Source organism: Bradyrhizobium sp. WCU1 (assembly GCF_053474805.1).
Genome location: NZ_CM130280.1, coordinates 2,174,418 through 2,192,356 on the forward strand (window position 1 = coordinate 2,174,418; position 17,939 = coordinate 2,192,356).

The 17,939-nt window shown below is 65.6% G+C and carries 18 protein-coding genes; 11 read left to right on the forward strand and 7 right to left on the reverse strand.

Going from position 1 to position 17,939, the window contains the following annotated elements; all coding sequences use genetic code 11:
- Positions 1 to 77 precede the first annotated feature (77 nt).
- Both ACTUWL_RS09945 and ACTUWL_RS09950 read right to left on the reverse strand, forming a co-directional pair.
- Complete coding sequence (locus tag ACTUWL_RS09945) at positions 78 to 887, reverse strand: 3'(2'),5'-bisphosphate nucleotidase CysQ (protein ID WP_021077285.1); 810 nt, start codon at positions 885 to 887, stop codon at positions 78 to 80.
- Complete coding sequence (locus ACTUWL_RS09950) at positions 874 to 2,262, reverse strand: TldD/PmbA family protein (RefSeq protein ID WP_021077284.1); 1,389 nt, start codon at positions 2,260 to 2,262, stop codon at positions 874 to 876. Before ACTUWL_RS09950 ends, ACTUWL_RS09945 begins: the two co-directional genes overlap by 14 nt.
- Positions 2,263 to 2,538: 276 nt before the next feature.
- Here ACTUWL_RS09950 and ACTUWL_RS09955 point away from each other — a divergent pair, with 276 nt between their 5' ends.
- The gene (locus ACTUWL_RS09955) at positions 2,539 to 3,063 is read left to right on the forward strand and encodes a DUF6101 family protein (RefSeq protein WP_035650310.1); all 525 of its coding nucleotides are present in this window, start codon (positions 2,539 to 2,541) and stop codon (positions 3,061 to 3,063) included.
- Between the two features lie 236 nt (positions 3,064 to 3,299).
- Here ACTUWL_RS09955 and ubiA read toward each other — a convergent pair whose 3' ends face one another.
- Together ubiA and ACTUWL_RS09965 are read right to left on the reverse strand one after the other, a co-directional pair.
- Positions 3,300 to 4,232 carry a 4-hydroxybenzoate octaprenyltransferase gene (ubiA, locus tag ACTUWL_RS09960; protein WP_021077282.1) on the reverse strand — a complete coding sequence of 311 codons (933 nt, stop codon included), beginning with the start codon at positions 4,230 to 4,232 and terminating at the stop codon, positions 3,300 to 3,302.
- 25 nt (positions 4,233 to 4,257) lie between these two features.
- Positions 4,258 to 4,986, reverse strand: coding sequence for a hypothetical protein (locus tag ACTUWL_RS09965; RefSeq protein WP_021077281.1), 729 nt, complete (start codon positions 4,984 to 4,986; stop codon positions 4,258 to 4,260).
- A 489-nt stretch (positions 4,987 to 5,475) separates the two neighbouring features.
- Here ACTUWL_RS09965 and ACTUWL_RS09970 point away from each other — a divergent pair, with 489 nt between their 5' ends.
- The 6 genes from ACTUWL_RS09970 to ACTUWL_RS09995 all read left to right on the forward strand — a co-directional run bounded on the left by ACTUWL_RS09970 (position 5,476) and on the right by ACTUWL_RS09995 (position 11,609).
- Positions 5,476 to 6,276, forward strand: coding sequence for a 16S rRNA (uracil(1498)-N(3))-methyltransferase (locus ACTUWL_RS09970; protein WP_021077280.1), 801 nt, complete (start codon positions 5,476 to 5,478; stop codon positions 6,274 to 6,276).
- Positions 6,277 to 6,483: 207 nt separating this feature from the next.
- Positions 6,484 to 7,647, forward strand: a complete 1,164-nt coding sequence (locus tag ACTUWL_RS09975) for an ATP phosphoribosyltransferase regulatory subunit (RefSeq protein ID WP_021077279.1) — start codon at positions 6,484 to 6,486, stop codon at positions 7,645 to 7,647.
- Positions 7,644 to 8,621 carry an ATP phosphoribosyltransferase gene (hisG, locus tag ACTUWL_RS09980; protein ID WP_021077278.1) on the forward strand — a complete coding sequence of 326 codons (978 nt, stop codon included), beginning with the start codon at positions 7,644 to 7,646 and terminating at the stop codon, positions 8,619 to 8,621. The genes ACTUWL_RS09975 and hisG overlap by 4 nt, the downstream gene beginning before the upstream one ends.
- 139 nt (positions 8,622 to 8,760) lie before the next feature.
- Positions 8,761 to 9,807 carry a glycosyltransferase family 2 protein gene (locus ACTUWL_RS09985; RefSeq protein ID WP_021077277.1) on the forward strand — a complete coding sequence of 349 codons (1,047 nt, stop codon included), beginning with the start codon at positions 8,761 to 8,763 and terminating at the stop codon, positions 9,805 to 9,807.
- Entirely contained in the window at positions 9,804 to 10,646 is an 843-nt protein-coding gene (locus ACTUWL_RS09990; RefSeq protein WP_021077276.1) for a ChbG/HpnK family deacetylase, read from the forward strand. Before ACTUWL_RS09985 ends, ACTUWL_RS09990 begins: the two co-directional genes overlap by 4 nt.
- A 129-nt stretch (positions 10,647 to 10,775) precedes the next feature.
- Entirely contained in the window at positions 10,776 to 11,609 is an 834-nt protein-coding gene (locus ACTUWL_RS09995) for a DUF2076 domain-containing protein (RefSeq protein ID WP_021077275.1), read from the forward strand.
- Positions 11,610 to 11,876: 267 nt separating this feature from the next.
- On the opposite strand, the gene ACTUWL_RS10000 is transcribed toward ACTUWL_RS09995, so the two are convergent.
- A complete protein-coding gene (locus ACTUWL_RS10000) occupies positions 11,877 to 12,686 on the reverse strand; it encodes a L,D-transpeptidase (protein ID WP_021077274.1) in 810 nt (269 codons plus the stop codon).
- A gap of 309 nt (positions 12,687 to 12,995) precedes the next feature.
- Here ACTUWL_RS10000 and ACTUWL_RS10005 point away from each other — a divergent pair, with 309 nt between their 5' ends.
- Positions 12,996 to 13,772, forward strand: coding sequence for a protein phosphatase CheZ (locus tag ACTUWL_RS10005; RefSeq protein WP_035650353.1), 777 nt, complete (start codon positions 12,996 to 12,998; stop codon positions 13,770 to 13,772).
- Between the two features lie 278 nt (positions 13,773 to 14,050).
- Here the strand turns inward: ACTUWL_RS10005 and ACTUWL_RS10010 are convergent, their stop codons facing one another.
- Entirely contained in the window at positions 14,051 to 14,569 is a 519-nt protein-coding gene (locus ACTUWL_RS10010) for a hypothetical protein (protein ID WP_021077272.1), read from the reverse strand.
- Positions 14,570 to 14,899: 330 nt separating this feature from the next.
- Between ACTUWL_RS10010 and ACTUWL_RS10015 the strand changes: the two genes are divergently transcribed.
- From ACTUWL_RS10015 to ACTUWL_RS10025, 3 genes are all read left to right on the forward strand, one after another.
- Entirely contained in the window at positions 14,900 to 15,196 is a 297-nt protein-coding gene (locus tag ACTUWL_RS10015; protein WP_018269780.1) for a co-chaperone GroES, read from the forward strand.
- A 236-nt stretch (positions 15,197 to 15,432) separates the two neighbouring features.
- Positions 15,433 to 17,079: a chaperonin GroEL gene (gene groL / locus ACTUWL_RS10020; RefSeq protein WP_050426170.1), complete on the forward strand. Its 1,647-nt coding sequence runs from the start codon at positions 15,433 to 15,435 to the stop codon at positions 17,077 to 17,079.
- 95 nt (positions 17,080 to 17,174) lie between these two features.
- Positions 17,175 to 17,465 carry a hypothetical protein gene (locus tag ACTUWL_RS10025; protein ID WP_021080972.1) on the forward strand — a complete coding sequence of 97 codons (291 nt, stop codon included), beginning with the start codon at positions 17,175 to 17,177 and terminating at the stop codon, positions 17,463 to 17,465.
- A gap of 105 nt (positions 17,466 to 17,570) precedes the next feature.
- Here ACTUWL_RS10025 and ACTUWL_RS10030 read toward each other — a convergent pair whose 3' ends face one another.
- Complete coding sequence (locus tag ACTUWL_RS10030; RefSeq protein WP_021080973.1) at positions 17,571 to 17,939, reverse strand: antibiotic biosynthesis monooxygenase family protein; 369 nt, start codon at positions 17,937 to 17,939, stop codon at positions 17,571 to 17,573.

Genomic DNA, 17,939 nt, shown 5'->3' on the forward strand with positions numbered 1-17,939 from the left:
GTCACAAGTCTGATCGTCACAAGTCTGTCGCAAGTCTGGTCGTCACAATCGGAAGCGCGGAGCGGATCGGCGGGGCCTCACGGCAATGGACGGCTGCGAAAATGCTCGACAATACGTGCATGACGTTCGCGTCCTGCTGCCACCAGCACCCCATGCGTCACCTCCCGGCGATTGTACTCAATCGCATCCCCCGAGAGCGCGGTCATCTTACCACCCGCTTCCTGCACGATCAAATTCGCGGCGGCAAGATCCCAGTCGCGGCTTTGCCCGCCCGCAAAGGCCGCGTCAAGTCGACCTTGTGCTACGCGGCACAGCCGCAACGCCAGCGATCCGATCCGCGGAAACAACGTGATCTCGTCCGGCGACGGGCTGAGCCGCTGCACCAGCGGTTTCGGTCCGGCCATGCGGGGAAAATCGAAATCGGTGCCTGCGGTTGCGTGCACGGCGGCGTCATTAAGGATGGCACCCTGCCCGCGCGCGGCAAAGAAGAATTCCTCGCTCACCGGCGCATACACCGCCGCGAGCACCGGAGCCGCATTTTCAACCAGCGCCACACTGACGCACCAATCCTCACGCCCGGCGAGATAGGCGCGGGTGCCATCGATCGGATCGACGATCCAGGTGAAGCGCTTGCCGAGCCTGCTCTCGTTGTCGGCGCTCTCCTCCGACAACCACCCATAGCCAGGCGTCGCCGAGCGCAGCTGCTGCTCCAGCAGATCGTTGACCGCGATGTCGGCCTCGGAGACCGGCGAGGACGCGCCCTTGGTCCAGTTCTTCAATTCGGTGCGGAACAACGACAGCGCGAGCCGGCCCGCCTCCTGCACCGATCTGGTCAGCAAGGCGGCATCGCGCGCCTTGGTCCAGTCGTCCGTATCAGCGTCCGCCAAGCGTCAAGCCCTCGATGCGCAGGGTCGGCGAATTGACGCCGTAACGGAACTCGAGATCGTTGGCTGCGACCAGCGACTTGAACATCGGCAGCAGATGGCCGGCGATGGTCACCTCGCTGACCGGATAGGTGATCTCGCCATTCTCGATCCAGAAGCCGGAGGCACCGCGGCTGTAATCGCCGGTCACGCCGTTGACGCCGGAGCCGATCAGGTCGGTGACATAGAAGCCCTGCTTGATGTCGGAGATCAGCTGCTTCGGCGTCACCGCGCCGGGCTCGAGATGGAGATTATAGGTTCCGGGCGACGGCGACGACGACACGCCGCGATGCGCGTGCCCGGTCGTGACCAGGCCGAGTTCGCGCGCGGTCGCGGAGTCCAACACCCAGGTGGTCAGCACGCCTTCGTCGATCAGCGCGATCTTCTTCACCTTGACGCCCTCGGCATCGAAAGTCTGCGAGCGCAGGCCGCGCACGCGCAAGGGATCGTCGATGATACGGATGTCCTTGGAGAACAGCTGTTCGCCGAGCTTGTCCTTCAGGAAGCTGGTCTTGCGCGCAATCGAGGCGCCGTTGATGGCGCCGACCAGATGGCCGACGATCGAGCCGGCAACCCGCGGATCGAACACGACCGGCACTTTGCAGGTCTCGACCTTGCGCGGATTGAACCGCGCCACCGCGCGCTCGCCGGCCTTGCGGCCGACGGTCGCGGGTGAATCGAGATCGGAGGCGTGCGGCGCGCTGGTGAAGTCGTAGTCACGCTCCATGCCGGTGCCCTCGCCGGAGATCGCCGTCGTCGAGATGCCGTGGCTGGAGCGCAGATAGGAACCGTGAAAGCCGGTGGAAGTCACCAGCACCATGCCGCCGATCCCGGTCGAGGCCGACGCACCGCCGGACTTGGTGACACCCTTGACCGCGAGCGCCGCGGCCTCCGCCGCGATGGCGCGCTGCTCGAGCTCGGCCGTGCTCGGGACGTTGCGGTCGAGCAGATCGAGATCGGGGAAATCATGCGCAAGCAGCGCCGGATCGGCCAGGCCGACATATTTATCGTCCGGCGCCACGCGCGCCATCGCCACCGCGCGCTCGGCGAGCTTTGCGATCCCGTCGCCGGTGACGTCGTTGGTCGAGACAACAGCCTGGCGCTGGCCGACGAACACCCGGAGGCCAACGTCGTCGCCCTCGGAGCGCTCGGTTTCCTCGACGCGGCCATCGCGCACCTCGACGCCTTGCGAGACGCCGCGCACCGCGATGGCATCGGCGGCGTCGGCGCCCGCACGCCTGGCGGCATCGACCAGACGCTGCGCGAGGTCGCTGAGCGCGGATTGGTCGAACAGATCGGAGGTATCACCGTGTCGCGATGCAGATGGTGAAGAGTTCACGAACGAATTCCTGCGGATTGAGGGGAGCCCGGAACGAGGTCGACAGACCTCACCAGATGTGCCGGATTCACAGGGATTTCAAGCACTTTGCGCCGGCGGGCAACAAAGATTTGAGTGATCGGCGCAAGGCTTCGTCAATCATGCGGGCCAACCTCTTGTCAATCATGGCGCCAGGTGAGGAGCGATTAACCAGGCTTTTTAAGCTGAAACGGCCGTCGCTCGGCTAGGCTCTCACACATCGACCGGGAACATAATTCCGGCGGGGAGACTAGAGCTTTGAGGCGTCAAACACCAACAAGCGGAATCAATTCCGCCGGGTCGAGCTGCGCAATGCGGCTCGACCCTCTTTCCCTTCCGCTCTCTTTCCACGCGCAGGATGCGCGCGCGGACGGCGGCACGCGGCAGGTCGAGCTTCATCGCGAACATGTCGTGCTGCGCCGCGCCGTCCGCGGCATGCGGATGGCGGTCAATGTTCGCGTCAGCGATTTCCTCGGCGTCGCGGTGCGCGGCATCGACGACGCGCAGATGCTGGTGCTGGTTCACCGCGATCCCGCGCTCTCCATTCCGCTCGGCGCCAGTTCGGACGCCGACGAAATCAACTCCGCCTGGCAGATGTGGAGCGACATCTTCCGCCTGCCGCAACTGACCGAGCCGCCGCCGCGGATGCCTTCCCCGCGCCGCCGCCGCCGCAACGCGATCCGCGCCCGCCGCCCGAAATTCCTGGTCCGCCGCCGTACCGGTTTCCGCCTCAACGAAGCGAGCGTGCATCGCGACGAGCGCGAGATCATCGCGCGGGATTAGTTTCGTCGTCTGGCGTTCTATTCGCCACAAAATCGGTGTCGTCCCGGCGAAGGCCGGGACCCATACGCCGCAGCAGATGTTGCTGACGGGGATTCGTCGTTCCAGCATCACACAACAAGCAGTATCGGTGGTTATGGGTCCCGGCCTTCGCCGGGACGACCCGAGGATGCTGCTCGATTCAACTCGCGAAGCGAGAACCCGCAATCCATCGGGCCGCAGGGGAATGACGGAAGCCGTCAAGCCGCCCGCATCACCGCATCGACGACCAGGCTCGCGAACAGGATGAAGCCGGCATCGCGGTTGGATTTGAAGATGCGCAGGCAGAGCGCGCCGTCGCTGGTGTCAAGCCGCCGGACCTGCCAGCCAAGATGCAGCGCGAATGCCGCAAGGCCGATCCAGGCCGGCCAGCGCGCGCCAGCAAGCGCAAACGCTGTGCCGATCAGCAGCACGGCGAGGCCATAGAAGATCACCAGCGCGCGATGGGTGCGTGCACCGAACAGCCGCGCGGTCGATTTGACGCCGATCAGCGCATCATCCTCGGCGTCCTGGTGGGCGTAGATGGTGTCGTAGGCGATCACCCAGGCGATCGATCCGGCGTAGAGTGCGATCGCAGTCAGATCGATGCGTTCGAGCGTTACCGCGAATCCCATCAGGGCGCCGTAGGAGAAAGCGAGGCCGAGCACGACCTGCGGCCACCAGGTGATCCGCTTCATGAACGGATAGATCGCGACGATCACGAGCGAGGCGATGCCGGTCATGACTGCGAAGCGGTTGAACTGCAGCAGCACGAGCAGCCCGATCAGCGCCTGCGCGACCATGAAGACCACCGCCTGCGTCACGCTCACCTGCCCGGCCGGGATCGGCCGCGACCGCGTGCGCTCGACCTTGGCGTCGAGATCGCGGTCGGTGATGTCGTTCCAGGTGCAGCCGGCGCCGCGCATCACGAAGGCGCCGATGAAGAACAGCAGCACGACGAGCGGCAGCGAGCGAACATCATGCGCGACGCCGGCGGCGAGTGCCGCCGACCACCAGCATGGCATCAACAGCAGCCAGGAGCCGATCGGCCGATCGTAGCGCGCAAGCCGCAGATAGGGCCGCGACCAGACCGGCGCATGGGTATCCACCCAGTTGCCTGTGGAGTCGGCAACGCGGGCGGAAACGTCGCTCATCTGCAGCCAGCCATTGCGCGATCCATTATCGGGTCAGCACGTTGCCGTTCAACGTGTCGAAGGTGCTGCCGCCCTTCTTGGTCGGGGTCGCTTCCGGCAGTGAGGCGGACGAGCCGAGCACGTCGCTGAGCGACGGCCCCGCGGGCCCGCGCGGCTGCGCCGCAGCCTGCTCCGCGACATTGCAGACCTTCTTCAGCAACGCTTCGGTGTTCTTGTGGCCGGTCTTGAGCTGATCGGAGATCTGCGGCGGGATTCCGCATTTCGACGCATTGGTGTCGACATATTTGATCATCCTGATTTCGGCCTGGCTGTAATTGCCGATCAGCTTGCACGCCTCCTGGGGACTGGCGTGCCGGTCGCTCGCCGCCTTGATCGCTTTGCCGCGCTTCTCGGTCTCCTCGCGCAGCGGAACGAAATCCTTCATGCAGGCATCACCGGCGGCACCGCCGCCGGCACCCGGCGGGGGCGGCGGCGATGACAGACCGCCACCCGCGATCGGAGCTGCACCATTGGTCGGAAATGCCGACGGCGCGGCACCGACCCTGGCGGCCGGCGCACCGTTGACCGGCGGGAATGCCGAATCCGGGGCGGTCGCGGCCCTGGCCGGACGCGCGCCGTTCACCGGAGGAAACGCGGGGTCGTTGACGGAGCCGGCCTGTCCAGGCAGCGGAGCCGGAAAAGCGCTCTGGGCGGCCGCGCACCCCGCAGACAGGGCGGTCGCGGCAACGGTCAGCACGATCAGTCGGCGGATCATCGAGGGTGTTTCTCCGGCAAAAGGTCCAGGCAACCCCAGCGCAACAAAACGAAGCAACGAATTTTGGGGGCGTTTTACGATTCCTGTGAGCCCTTAACAACCCGTGGATTTTGGCGACAGCGCGGCGTAGGGCCACACCGGCCATATTAAATTGTTCCCGGATTCTAAGCCTTTAGGCTACCAACGGCGGCACGGCCGGTCCATCAAATCTGCCTGAACGGGATTTTCCGGCCATGCCGCTTGGATTCGCGGCTCCGCACACCGACCGAAACACAAAAGGGGCCGCGTGCAAGCGACCCCTCGGACTTCCAATATGACTTGGTGACAGAAGCAATGTATCGACGCTTTCTTCCTACCCGGCCCGCGAATTCATGGCGAGTCCGCGAGATTACGGTGTCGTTCAGTTTGGTAAACTTGTCGAGCAGCAGTGAAGCCATCTTAACGCTGGCGAACGATGCCCGTCAGGGAATTTGAAGATCCTCCCCGAACATGCCTGAACACGATTTCCGCAGCCCCCGTTTGTTCGTCGATGCGCCGCTCGGTGCCGGCGCAAGTGTTTCGCTCGAGCGCGACCAGAGCAATTATCTCGGCAACGTGCTGCGGCTGGGCGCCGGGGACAGCGTGCTGGTGTTCAACGGGCGTGACGGCGAATGGCGCGCGGCGATTTCCGGCCGCAAGCGCGCCGACACGCTGACGATCACGACGCAGACCCGCGCCCAGGACCGCCTGCCCGACGTCACCTATGTTTTTGCGCCACTGAAGCATGCGCGGCTTGATTACATGGTGCAGAAGGCGGTGGAGATGGGCGCCGCGCGGCTGGTGCCGGTGCTGACCCGCTTCACCCAGGTGTCGCGGGTCAATGGCGAGCGGATGCGCGCCAATGTGGTCGAGGCCGCCGAGCAATGCGGCATCATCTCGCTTGCCGAGGTCGCCGATCCCGTGCCGCTCGAGCGCTACCTCGCCGGCCGCGACGAGGCGCGGCTATTGGTGTTCTGCGACGAGGCCGCCGAGGTCGCGAACCCAATGCAAGCGCTGCAGGCGGCAAAGGCTGCGAACGCCGGGATCGACGTCCTGATCGGCCCCGAAGGCGGCTTTGCCGAGGAGGAGCGCGCGCTGCTGCTGCGCCGGCCCAGCATCCTTCGCCTCGCACTCGGCCCGCGCATCCTGCGCGCCGACACCGCCGCCGTCGCCGCGCTTGCGCTGGTGCAGGCGGCGCTGGGCGATTGGGGTGGTGGTGATGGAGACACCGGCGGGAGGGCTCCCTCCCCCCTTGCGGGGGACGGAGCCTGAGAGGCGTGCTCACCTCACGCGCAACTCGGCGCGCCCGGCCCCTAGCCAAGCCGTCGCAAAATCGTTAACGAACCCAATCATTAAGCCACTTGGCTGATCTTTGGCTGATCCCTGTCGAAACCATGGATCGGCCATGCTAAGGGCTCCGCCAACACCACCTATGGAACCTGCCTCGAAACGCGATTTCGGGGCGAATTGGACCTCGAGATGACCGAAGCTGCCGCACCACGATCCGCCGCCGGATCCGCCTTATGGGCGGATGCGCTGCTGGCCTCGTTCGCGCAGGCAGGCTACGTCAGGTCCGAGCCCGCGATCCTGCAACCGGCGGAGCCGTTCCTCGACCTGTCCGGCGAGGACATCCGCAAGAGCCTGTATCTGACCACCGACCCGAGCGGCGAAGAGCTCTGCCTGCGCCCGGATCTCACGATCCCGGTGGCGCGCGACTACCTCGCCTCGCCTCGCGCCGGCCAGCCGGCCGGCTTCAGCTATCTCGGCCCGGTGTTCCGCTATCGCGGCGGCGCGCCGAGCCAGTTCCTGCAGGCCGGCATCGAATCCTTCGGACGGCAGGACCGCGCCGCGGCCGATGCCGAGATGCTGGCGCTGGCGCTGGAGGCGACCACGGCGTTCGGGCTGAAGGACGTCGAGATCCGCACTGGCGACGTCGCGCTGTTCAACGCGCTGATCGACGCGCTGGAGCTCTACCCGGTGTGGCGGCGCCGCCTGATCAAGGATTTCAACCGCAAGGTTTCGCTGACCGACGACATCGAGCAGCTCACGCTTGCGACCGCGCCGGGCCGCAACGAATATGAGGGCGTGCTCGCGGCGCTGGCCGGCTCCGACCGCAAGGCGGCGCTGGCGCTGGTCACCGATTTGATGTCGATCGCCGGCACCACCAATGTCGGCGGCCGCACGGTGGCCGAGATCGCCGACCGCTTCCTCGAGCAATCGACCTTGAAGGCCGGCGCGCTGCCGCGCGATGCGGTCGCCACCATCAAGCGCTTCCTCGCCATATCCGGCGATCCCGACGACGCGGTCGCGCAGCTGCGCGCGCTGGCCAGTGACGCCAAGCTCAACCTCGCCGCTGCGATCGACCAGTTCGAGAGCCGGGTCGGCTTCATGGCCGCGCGCGGCATCGACATCAGGACAACGCGGTTCGCGACCGCATTCGGCCGCGGCCTCGACTACTACACCGGCTTCGAATTCGAGTTGCACGCCAAGGGCAACGGCAGCGAGCCGCTGGTCGCGGGCGGCCGCTATGACGGGCTGATGTCGCAGCTCGGATCGGCCAATCCGATCCCCGCGGTCGGCTTCTCGGTCTGGATCGAGGCGATGACCCGGCACGGCAAGGCCCTGCGCGGAGACGTCCGATGAGCACGCCCTTCGTCGTCGCCGTTCCGTCCAAGGGGCGCCTGCAGGAAAACGCGGAAAGCTTCTTCGCCCGCGCCGGACTGACCCTGTCGAAAGCCGGCGGCGCGCGCGATTATCGCGGCACCATTGCCGGCGTCGACAATGTCGAGATCGCCTATCTGTCGGCGAGCGAGATCGCGGCCAATCTGGCGCGCGGCGCCGTGCATCTCGGCGTCACCGGCGAGGACCTGGTGCGCGAGAGCATTCCGGATCCCGACAAGCGCGTGCTGATGATCGAAGGCCTCGGCTTCGGCTATGCCAATGTCGTGGTCGCGGTGCCGCAGGCCTGGATCGACGTCCGCACCATGGCCGATCTCGACGACGTCGCCTCGGGCTTCCGCGAGCAGCACAATCACCGAATGCGGGTCGCGACCAAATACATCAATTTGACGCGCGGTTATTTCGCCAAGCACGGCGTCGGCGACTACCGCATCGTCGAGAGCGCCGGCGCCACTGAAGGCGCGCCCGCGGCCGGCACCGCCGAATTGATCGTCGATATCACTACCACGGGCGCGACGCTCGCCGCCAACGGGCTCAAGGTGCTCGACGACGGCGTGATGCTGCGCAGCCAGGCCAATCTGGTGGCCTCAAAGGATGCCGACTGGTCGACCGGCGCCCGCGAGACCGCGCGCGTGATCCTCGACCACATCGCCGCGCGGGCCCGCGCCAGCAAGTACCGCGAGGTGCGCACCCGCTTCGCCGGCTGCAACGATGCGCTGCTCGCCGAGGCGCATCAGCGTTTCGGCGTGGTCGCCCCGTTCGGCGGCCCGACCTCGTCGGGCATGCTTACGCTGCACTGCCCACCGGGCAAGCTCTACGCGCTCGGCAGCTTCCTGCGCGAGCACGGCGCCGAGACCGTGTCGGTGGTGTCGCTGGACTATGTGTTCGACCGCGAGAACCCGCTGTTCGCCAGGCTCGAGGCGTTCCTGCGACAATGAGTCAGCCGCGCCGTTCATGTTGGCGACAGCCGGCCGCCGGTACCATATTGTGTGCATGATCTCTCGTTGTGACGCGTTTTCCTCACGCGAACCGGACGTCCATGTCGCCCGAAAACGCTCTAGTTCTGGAACCTGACCGATGATGCTGGGCTCTGACGTTTCCAGCCTGACCACGACCGCCAAGACCGCCGCCGCGCAGGGTCTGTCCATCGTCGTACCCGTTTATAACGAGGCCGCCGGGCTCAGTGCGCTGCACCAACGGCTGATCGACCTCGCAAGGTCGCTGCGTGCCCGTTACGGACTTGCCTGCGAGGTGGTCTATGTCGACGACGGCAGCGCCGACAACACGCTGGCGATCGCCCGCGGCCTGCCCGCCGACGGGCTCGACCTGCAGGTGGTGTCGCTGTCGCGCAATTTCGGCAAGGAGGCGGCACTGATGGCCGGCCTCGACCATGCCCGCCGCGGCGCGGTGCTGTTCATGGACGGCGACGGCCAGCATCCGCCCACGCTGGTGGAGCAACTGGTCGCGCACTGGATCGATGACGGCTACGACGTGGTCTACACGGCGAAGGCGCATCGCGACAATGAATCGGCGTTGCGGCGGCTTGCCGTGCGCGGCTTCTATTCGCTGATCAACTGGGGCGCGCGGCAGCAGATCCCCGAGGATGCCGGCGACTTCCGCCTGCTGTCGCCGCGTGCGGCCGCGGCCTTGCGGCAATTGCCGGAGCGCAACCGCTTCTTCAAGGGCCTCGCCAGCTGGATCGGCTTCAAGCAGATCCGCGTCGACTACGAGCCGGCGCCGCGCGCGCACGGCGTCACCACCTTCAACGCCGGCCGGCTGATCGGCCTCTCGATCGAGGGCCTGACCTCGTTCTCGGTGGCGCCGCTGCGCTTCGCCAGCCTGCTCGGCGCGCTGCTCGCCGGCGCGGCCTTCCTGTTCGGTCTTTCGATCCTGTGGGAAGTCTTGACCACCGGCAAGCAGGTGCCCGGCTATCCGTCGCTGATGATCGGCGTGATGACGATCGGCGGCGTGCAACTGATCATGATCGGCATCGTCGGCGAATATATCGGCAAGATCCTCTCCGAGCTGAAGGCGCGGCCGATCTACTTCGTGGCCGAGCACACCGAGAAGCACGCCGACGGCGGCGCTGCGCAAAGCGCCACCGAGCGGACCGCCGCCGAATGAGCGAAACCGCGCCGCGCCGGATCTGGCTGTGTGCTGACGATTATGGCTTGAGTGACGGCGTCAACCGCGCGATCCGCGACCTGATCGAGCGCGGCCGGCTCAATGCCACCTCGGTGATGATGGTGACGCCGGCGATCGGCCGCGAGGCGGCGGCCGCGCTGCAGGCGTCGGTGGCGAAAAGCCCGCGCTGCGCGATCGGACTGCACGTCACGCTGACCGCGCCGTTCCGGCCGCTGACGATGCATTTCCGCCCGCTCGACGGCGATATGTTCCTGCCCTTTCCGAGGTTGTTGCGCGCCGGGCTGATGCACCGGCTCGATGCCGAATTGGTCCACGCCGAAGTGCTGGCGCAGCTCGACGCGTTCCACGACCTGTTCGGCCGCGCGCCTGATTTCGTCGACGGTCACCAGCACGCGCAGCTTTTCCCGCAGGTGCGCGACGGCTTCCTGCGCGCCGTAAAGGAACGCGCGCCGGACGCCTGGGTGCGGCAGTGCGGACGCGAAGGCCCGCTGGCGCGGCAGCTGACGGCGCCGAAGGCGCTGGTGCTGAACGTGCTCAGCACCCAATTCCGGATCAAGGCGCAGCGAGCCGGCCTGCGCTTCAATCCAGCCTTCGCCGGCGCCTATGATTTTACGCGCGAGAATGATTTCGCGGCACTGATGCGCGGCTTTCTTGACGGCATGCCCGAGGACGGGCTGGTGATGTGCCATCCCGGTTTCGTCGACGAAACACTTGAGGGCCTCGACCCGCTGACGACGCAGCGCGAGACCGAACATGGCTATCTCTCGGGCGATGATTTCGTCGCGCTGCTGGCCCTGAATAAAGTTACACTGGCCTGATAAGGTTCACGAAATTCACCCGGTCGGATTGTCGCATACATAAATTTAATTCTGGCCCCCACTCCTTGCGCCACAAAGCCCGTCCTACATCAGCCGCGCGCCGATTCGATCGACGCGATGGAGAACGCCATGACACCGCAAGAACGCCAATTGATCGACGATCTCTTCGACCGGCTCGCCAAGCTGGAGAATGCCCCGCGCGACAGCGAGGCCATGTCCGCGATCATGCAGGGCCTGCGCAGCGCGCCGAATGCGGTCTACGCGCTGGTGCAGACCGCACTGGTGCAGGACGAGGCGCTGAAGCGCGCCCATGACCGGATCCAGGAACTCGAGGCCGCGGTCGGCCAGCAGCAGCCGGCGCAGCAGCAAGGTGGTTTCCTCGATTCGATGCGCGATGCCATCTTCGGACAGGGACAAGGCCAGCCGCACGGCTCGGTGCCGCCGGTGCGCGCGCCCGATATCGGCGGCAGCCGCCCGGTCTGGAACTCGGGCCAGGCGATCCAGCAGGCGGGTGGTGGCTATGGCCAGCCGCCGCAGCAATACAATCAGCCCCAATACGGCCAGCCTTACGGCGGCCCGCAGCCCCCGGCCTTCGGCGGCGGCGCGCCCGGCGGTGGTGGCGGATCATTCCTCGGCACAGCGGCTGCGGCCGCGGCCGGCGTGGTCGGCGGCGGACTGCTGCTCTCCAGCATCCGCGGCATGATGGGCGGCGGCGGTCACCAGTCGCTGGCCGATGCCGGCAATTTCGGTGGCGGCTCGCGCCCGTGGGGCGGCGACCAGTCGTCGAGCGACCTCGCGCGTGACGCCGGGATCAACGATGTCGGTTCGTCCGGTCGCGACAGTGATTACGGCTCGCGCGCCGGCGCGTTCGACCAGGCGCAGGTCGACCGGGACAGCGACGATGATCAAGACGCCGACGACTTCGACGACAATGGCGGCGACGACAACAGCGATTACGCGTAAACGCGTGCGCATCGCCTGAACGACAAACGGCCGCTCTCATCGAGCGGCCGTTTTTGATTCGGACTCAACCACGCGGTGTCATCACCCGCGCAGGCGGATGATCCAGTATCCCGGAGACCGCAGTGCTTGAGCCGAGAGGCCACGGCGTACTGGATCGCCCGGGCTGAACATCAAGCCGGGCGATGACAGGTGGGGATGGGTCCCGCCCTACGCCGGGACGACGCGGACTTCGTAACCCAGCGCTCTACTTCGCGCTGGGTTACGCGATTACATCACGACGACCTTGGCGCCGACATTGACGCGACCGTAGAGATCGATCACGTCCTCGTTGCGCATCCGGATGCAGCCGGACGAGACGTTGGTGCCGATCGTCCAGGGCTCGTTGGAGCCGTGGATGCGATAGAGCGACGAGCCGAGATACATCGCGCGCGCCCCGAGCGGATTCTCCGGGCCGCCTTCCATGTGGCGCGGCAGATCGGGACGGCGCGCCAGCATTTCCGGCGGCGGCGTCCAGGCCGGCCACTCCTTCTTCGCGGAGATCGTCTTGACGCCGGCCCAGGTGAAGCCGGGCCGTCCGACGCCGATGCCGTAGCGCAGCGCGCGGCCGTCGCCCTGCACCAGATAGAGGAACTTGTTCGGCGTATCGACGACGATGGTGCCGACGCCTTCCTTGCCGCTGTAATCGACCAGCTGCTTTTCATAGCGCGGATCGAACGGACGCTGCGTCGGATCGCCCGCCGCCTCTTGCTGCTGGCGGATCATCTGCTGCTGCGGATCCATCGGCGGCAGCCCCTGGGGATTGCCGTAATAGGCCGGCTGCTGCTGATACATCGGCTGCGGTGCATAACCCTGCGACGATGGCGCATCGCCGAACAGGAATTCGATGAAGCCGCCGCCCATGTTGGAGCGTTGCGGCTGCACATAGGCGGTGCGCATCGGCGGCTGCGGCGCGCCCCGGTTGGCGTAGATCACGGTGGGCTCGGGCGGAGCCGACGCGTCGATCGCCATGGCATGATGGGGAACGGCAATAAGCGAAGAGGCGCCGGCAAGCAGCGCAAGCGTGGTTTTCCTGAACATCGACGTACTCTGTACTGGTTTCGTCGTGACGTGATGCGCGAGGGCGCGTGATGCGCCGTTGCACGTGGTCAATAAGCAATGAAAACCGCATCGGTTTGGTAAACGGATCGGCCGTTTCGATTCACCACGTCGACAATGCGGCGCGGTTTTGCCGGGTAGCGTTTATTTTGCGTGAACGCCGCAGCGTCATGGTTAATCGGCAGTATCCCTGAGGTTGCGCAGGATCAGCGCAAACTGTTCCCGCGTGAACCTGACGTTAAATCCGCGCTGTCTAGAACGGACTGCAGTGAAGGGGCGGGAATGAAAATCATGTCAGTGAAGCGCAAGCGTTTTCGTGTCGAGCAGGCGATGGGCGAGGTTGTGATGCCGGAGCCGGAAGTGACCGGCGGCGCCGACCTCGGTCCGATGCATCGCGAGATCATGGCCGAGCTTCGCTCGATCCGCGCCCAGATGGCCGCAGCACCGGCCCAGCGCACCGCCGACAGCGTCGATTCCATCGTGGCCCGCGAGGTCGCCGAAGCGCACGCGCTGCTCGAGACCTACCGCGCGCAGGTCGAACAGTGCGAGAAGCTCAAGGTCGAGCTCGACCTGATCCACGACGCGATCAGCCGCACCAAGCGCGAGATCGCCGTGCTGCACGGCAAGAGCTTCAACGGCGAGGAGATGGCCAAGGTCAATGGCGAGCTCGGCGCCGTGGTCGGCGGCACCGAACAGGCCACCCAGCAGATCCTCGAAGCGGTCGAGGCGATCGACCAGGCCGCGACCGCGCTCGCCAACAACGTCACGCCCGACCAGCAGAAGCGGCTCAGCGAAGATATCCAGGAGCGCGTGGTCTCTATCTTCGAGGCCTGCAACTTCCAGGACCTCACCGGCCAGCGCATCAGCAAGGTGATGCAGACGATGAAGTTCATCGAGCAGCACATCAACGAGATGATGAACATCTGGGGCGGCGTCGACGCGATCAAGAGCCACTCCCCGCCGATCGTCGACACCCGCGAGGGCGATGCCCGCTTGCTCAACGGCCCGAAGCTCGACGGCGACGCCGGCCACGCCTCGCAGGACGACATCGACGCGATGTTCAACTGAGATCGGCAGATCATTACGAAGAACGCCGGCCTCAAGGGCCGGCGTTTTTGTTTGCTTGGACTTGTCCGCTTCCCTTCTCCCCTTGTGGGAGAAGGTGGCGCGGATGCAATCCGCGCCGGATGAGGGGTTCTATCCGCGAACTTGGAATGCGAGAGGGTCACTCGCGGAGAGAGACCCCTCACCCGAATTGCATCTGCGATGCAATTCGACCTCTCCCACAAGGGGAGACGTGTACTGCCGATGCGGCTCCAGGATGAACGGAAGGACCAGCCTCGCTCTTACGCCCTTGGCGCGCAGCGGACGTAGACCATGTTGCCGTAGCGGGTGGCGGCGTCCTTGTCGACGAAGCGGGTGATCAGGACCCTGCCGTCGAACGAGATGATCTCGCGGTCCTGCTCGCCGGGCACCGGTCCGGGCGGGCCGATATAGTTCTTGCCGCTCGGGGAACCCTTCAGCCGCAATTCCTGCGGGGTAGCCTGGTCGGCCAGATGCATGATGACGCCGCCGCTCTGGCCGGCGCCGATCACGTAAGGCTGCTTGCACTGGCCGCGCGCGGCGGCCTCGGTGCGGGCACGGTCGGCGGGATTCTGGAACGAGGCGAGACCCCAGCGGCCGACGATCTCGTCGGGGCGGATCGACGCGGGCATTTCCGGGGCGACTCCCGGTTCAGAAGGCGCCGGCTCGGGGTTCGACGACAGCGACGGCAGGCTCATGCTGCCGCACGCTCCCAAGAGTGTCGTCAGCGCCGAAACAGCCGCGAACCGTGCGACCAATCGCGCGTTGAGTGACATGATCATATGTATCCCCCGACTATGTCCCGGCCGCACCCGTCATGCAGCCAAGCGTAAAACTTAAGACGGAGCAATGACGTCTGACAAAATTACGTCATCGCTACGATTTGGTTTCCGGTCCACCATCCTATATTGGCCTCACCAAGGCCTTAACCCGTTTGCTTGACAGAAACTGCGCCAAGCCATATTTCCCGGCCCACAATTAGCACTCTTGCACCACGATTGCTAAATGCGTCGGGCGTCCTGCCTGGCGCCGACCGGGCCGGCATTCAACACCGGTCTCGATGAACCGGACCTGAAACCAAGCCTCCAAGAGGACCTTTAAGAGGGAACGTCATGGCTAAATCCACCTTCCGCCCACTGCATGACCGCGTCGTGGTCAAGCGCATCGATGCCGAGGAGAAGTCCAAGGGCGGCATCATCATTCCGGACTCGGCCAAGGAGAAGCCGTCGCAGGGCGAGATCGTCGCCGTCGGCCCGGGCGGCCGTGACGAAGCCGGCAAGCTGATCCCGATCGACCTCAAGGTCGGCGACCGCGTGCTGTTCGGCAAGTGGTCGGGCACCGAGGTCAAGCTCGACAACCAGGAGCTCCTGATCATGAAGGAGTCCGACATCATGGGCGTGCTGGCGTAAGCCCACGAACTCCGAGGGCCGCTGCTTCTGCACGGCGACCTCTTCCCTTCTCCCCTTGTGGGAGAAGGTGGCGCGCAAGGCGCGCCGGATGAGGGGTCTCTATCCGCGGAGACAGACCCCTCACCCGTCCGCGATGCTTCGCATCGCGTCCACCCTCTCCCACAAGGGGAGAGGGGAAGTGGACACGGCGATCAAGCGGCAAACAACGACATTCATTCAATCAGGAGTTCAAATCAATGGCTGCCAAGGACGTAAAATTCGCCGGAGACGCCCGCGACCGCATGCTGCGCGGTGTCGACGTGCTCGCCAACGCCGTGAAGGTGACGCTCGGCCCGAAGGGCCGCAACGTCGTCATCGAGAAGTCGTTCGGCGCTCCCCGCATCACCAAGGACGGCGTCACCGTCGCCAAGGAGATCGAGCTCGACGACAAGTTCGAGAACATGGGCGCGCAGATGCTGCGCGAGGTCGCTTCCAAGACCAACGACACCGCCGGTGACGGCACCACCACCGCGACCGTGCTGGCCCAGGCCATCGTTCGCGAGGGCGCCAAGTCGGTTGCCGCCGGCATGAACCCGATGGACCTCAAGCGCGGCATCGACACCGCGGTCGCCGCCGTGATCAAGGACATCGAGAAGCGCGCCAAGCCGGTCGCATCCTCGTCGGAAGTCGCCCAGGTCGGCACCATCTCGGCCAATGGCGACGCCGCGATCGGCAAGATGATCGCGCAGGCGATGCAGAAGGTCGGCAATGAGGGCGTCATCACCGTCGAGGAGAACAAGTCGCTCGAGACCGAGGTCGACATCGTCGAGGGCATGAAGTTCGACCGCGGCTATCTCTCGCCCTACTTCATCACCAACGCCGAGAAGATGACCGCCGAGCTCGAGGATGCCTACATCCTGCTGCACGAGAAGAAGCTGTCCGGCCTGCAGTCGATGCTGCCGGTGCTGGAAGCCGTGGTGCAGTCCGGCCGTCCGCTGCTGATCCTCGCCGAGGACGTCGAGGGCGAGGCGCTGGCGACGCTGGTGGTCAACCGCCTGCGTGGCGGCCTCAAGGTCGCCGCCGTCAAGGCGCCGGGCTTCGGCGATCGCCGCAAGGCGATGCTGGAGGACATCGCGATCCTGACCGGCGGTCAGCTGATCTCCGACGACCTCGGCATGAAGCTCGAGAACGTCACGGTGAACATGCTCGGCCGCGCCGGCAAGATCGTGATCGACAAGGAGAACACCACGATCGTCAAGGGCGCCGGCAAGAAGAAGGACATCGACGCCCGCGTTGGCCAGATCAAGGCGCAGATCGAGGAGACCACCTCGGACTACGACCGTGAAAAGCTGCAGGAGCGCCTTGCCAAGCTCGCCGGCGGCGTTGCCGTCATCAAGGTCGGCGGCGCGACCGAGGTCGAGGTCAAGGAGAAGAAGGACCGTGTCGAGGACGCGCTGAACGCAACCCGCGCCGCTGTGCAGGAAGGCATCGTGCCGGGCGGCGGCGTGGCGCTGCTGCGCGCCAAGAAGGCGGTCGGCCGTCTCACCAACCCGAATGCCGACGTCCAGGCCGGCATCAACATCGTGCTCAAGGCGCTCGAGGCTCCGGTTCGCCAGATCTCGGAGAACGCCGGTGTCGAGGGCTCGATCGTGGTCGGCAAGATCCTCGAGAACAAGTCGGAGACTTTCGGCTTCGACGCCCAGACCGAGGACTATGTCGACATGGTCGACAAGGGCATTATCGACCCCGCCAAGGTGGTGCGCACCGCCTTGCAGGACGCCTCCTCGGTCGCCGGCCTGCTGGTCACCACCGAGGCCATGGTCGCCGAAGTGCCGAAGGACGCGGCGCCGGCGATGCCGGGCGGCGGCGGCATGGGTGGGATGGGCGGCATGGGCGGCTTCTGAGCCCCCCGCTGCACCTCCGTATCAAGATTGAAGGCCGCCTCCGGGCGGCCTTCTTTTTTGCGATTTGATCACGATCGAGATGTAAGGACGATCCGATGTCCCGCGACGCCAGATCACTGACGACAACGCTGGCGCTGTTCTACGCGATCGGCGCGGTGCTCGCATTGGGCGCCTATGCCCAGGACGACATGGACGCTGTTGCGGTCGTCGTGACGTTCTGGTTCAAGCAGACGCTGACGTTCGCCGTTCTCGGCGCGGGCTATAGCCTCTATTACGTTATCGCCGGTTCGATCGGTCATCGTCCAAAAGCGCCGCTGCGATTTCTCGACATCGCCTTTCTGACCGGTGTCGCCACGCTCGCCGTTCTGATGGCGATCAACGGTTGAGCAAGTCGGACGTCGCCCCGAATGCCGTTGCGCTCCCTCTCCCGCTTGCGGGAGAGGCGTACGGCGTGTGCGGGGATGCTGGTTCAGCCAAAAATTTTCCGTGCCTTACGCGACGCAGATGTCCGGCACCGCGACCTTCCGGAACAGATGCGGTGACGCTACCGCCGAGGCCGGATAGGCCGAAAGCTTGGCCCGGAACTCCGGGTTCATGAACGCGGCACGGAAGGCGGCCGTGGATTCCCAGACCGCGTAATTCAGATAGGCCGGGCTGTCACCCAGCGCGCGATGCAGCTGGGTCGAAATAAAACCGGGCTGCCGCTTCATGATCGCGGCGTCGTCCTGCCAAGCCCTGAGGAAACTGTCCTCGTCGGCCGCATCGAGTGTGAAGAGGTTGACCAGCACGACGTTGGTGGCGTCGACCGCGAGCTGACGGTCGATCGGGAACGCGGGGTCCAGGGGGCGCATCTGCGGCAT

Excerpts from the sequence above, each read along its gene's own strand:
- ubiA (WP_021077282.1), bottom strand. The coding sequence starts at position 4,232 with ATGAGCGACGTTTCCGCCCGCGTTGCCGACTCCACAGGCAACTGGGTG.
- ACTUWL_RS09965 (WP_021077281.1), bottom strand. The coding sequence starts at position 4,986 with ATGATCCGCCGACTGATCGTGCTGACCGTTGCCGCGACCGCCCTGTCT.
- ACTUWL_RS09970 (WP_021077280.1), top strand. The coding sequence starts at position 5,476 with ATGCCTGAACACGATTTCCGCAGCCCCCGTTTGTTCGTCGATGCGCCG.
- ACTUWL_RS09975 (WP_021077279.1), top strand. The coding sequence starts at position 6,484 with ATGACCGAAGCTGCCGCACCACGATCCGCCGCCGGATCCGCCTTATGG.
- hisG (WP_021077278.1), top strand. The coding sequence starts at position 7,644 with ATGAGCACGCCCTTCGTCGTCGCCGTTCCGTCCAAGGGGCGCCTGCAG.
- ACTUWL_RS09985 (WP_021077277.1), top strand. The coding sequence starts at position 8,761 with ATGATGCTGGGCTCTGACGTTTCCAGCCTGACCACGACCGCCAAGACC.
- ACTUWL_RS09990 (WP_021077276.1), top strand. The coding sequence starts at position 9,804 with ATGAGCGAAACCGCGCCGCGCCGGATCTGGCTGTGTGCTGACGATTAT.
- ACTUWL_RS09995 (WP_021077275.1), top strand. The coding sequence starts at position 10,776 with ATGACACCGCAAGAACGCCAATTGATCGACGATCTCTTCGACCGGCTC.
- ACTUWL_RS10000 (WP_021077274.1), bottom strand. The coding sequence starts at position 12,686 with ATGTTCAGGAAAACCACGCTTGCGCTGCTTGCCGGCGCCTCTTCGCTT.
- ACTUWL_RS10005 (WP_035650353.1), top strand. The coding sequence starts at position 12,996 with ATGTCAGTGAAGCGCAAGCGTTTTCGTGTCGAGCAGGCGATGGGCGAG.
- ACTUWL_RS10010 (WP_021077272.1), bottom strand. The coding sequence starts at position 14,569 with ATGATCATGTCACTCAACGCGCGATTGGTCGCACGGTTCGCGGCTGTT.
- ACTUWL_RS10015 (WP_018269780.1), top strand. The coding sequence starts at position 14,900 with ATGGCTAAATCCACCTTCCGCCCACTGCATGACCGCGTCGTGGTCAAG.
- groL (WP_050426170.1), top strand. The coding sequence starts at position 15,433 with ATGGCTGCCAAGGACGTAAAATTCGCCGGAGACGCCCGCGACCGCATG.
- ACTUWL_RS10025 (WP_021080972.1), top strand. The coding sequence starts at position 17,175 with ATGTCCCGCGACGCCAGATCACTGACGACAACGCTGGCGCTGTTCTAC.
- ACTUWL_RS10030 (WP_021080973.1), bottom strand. The coding sequence starts at position 17,939 with ATGCCGCAGATGCGCCCCCTGGACCCCGCGTTCCCGATCGACCGTCAG.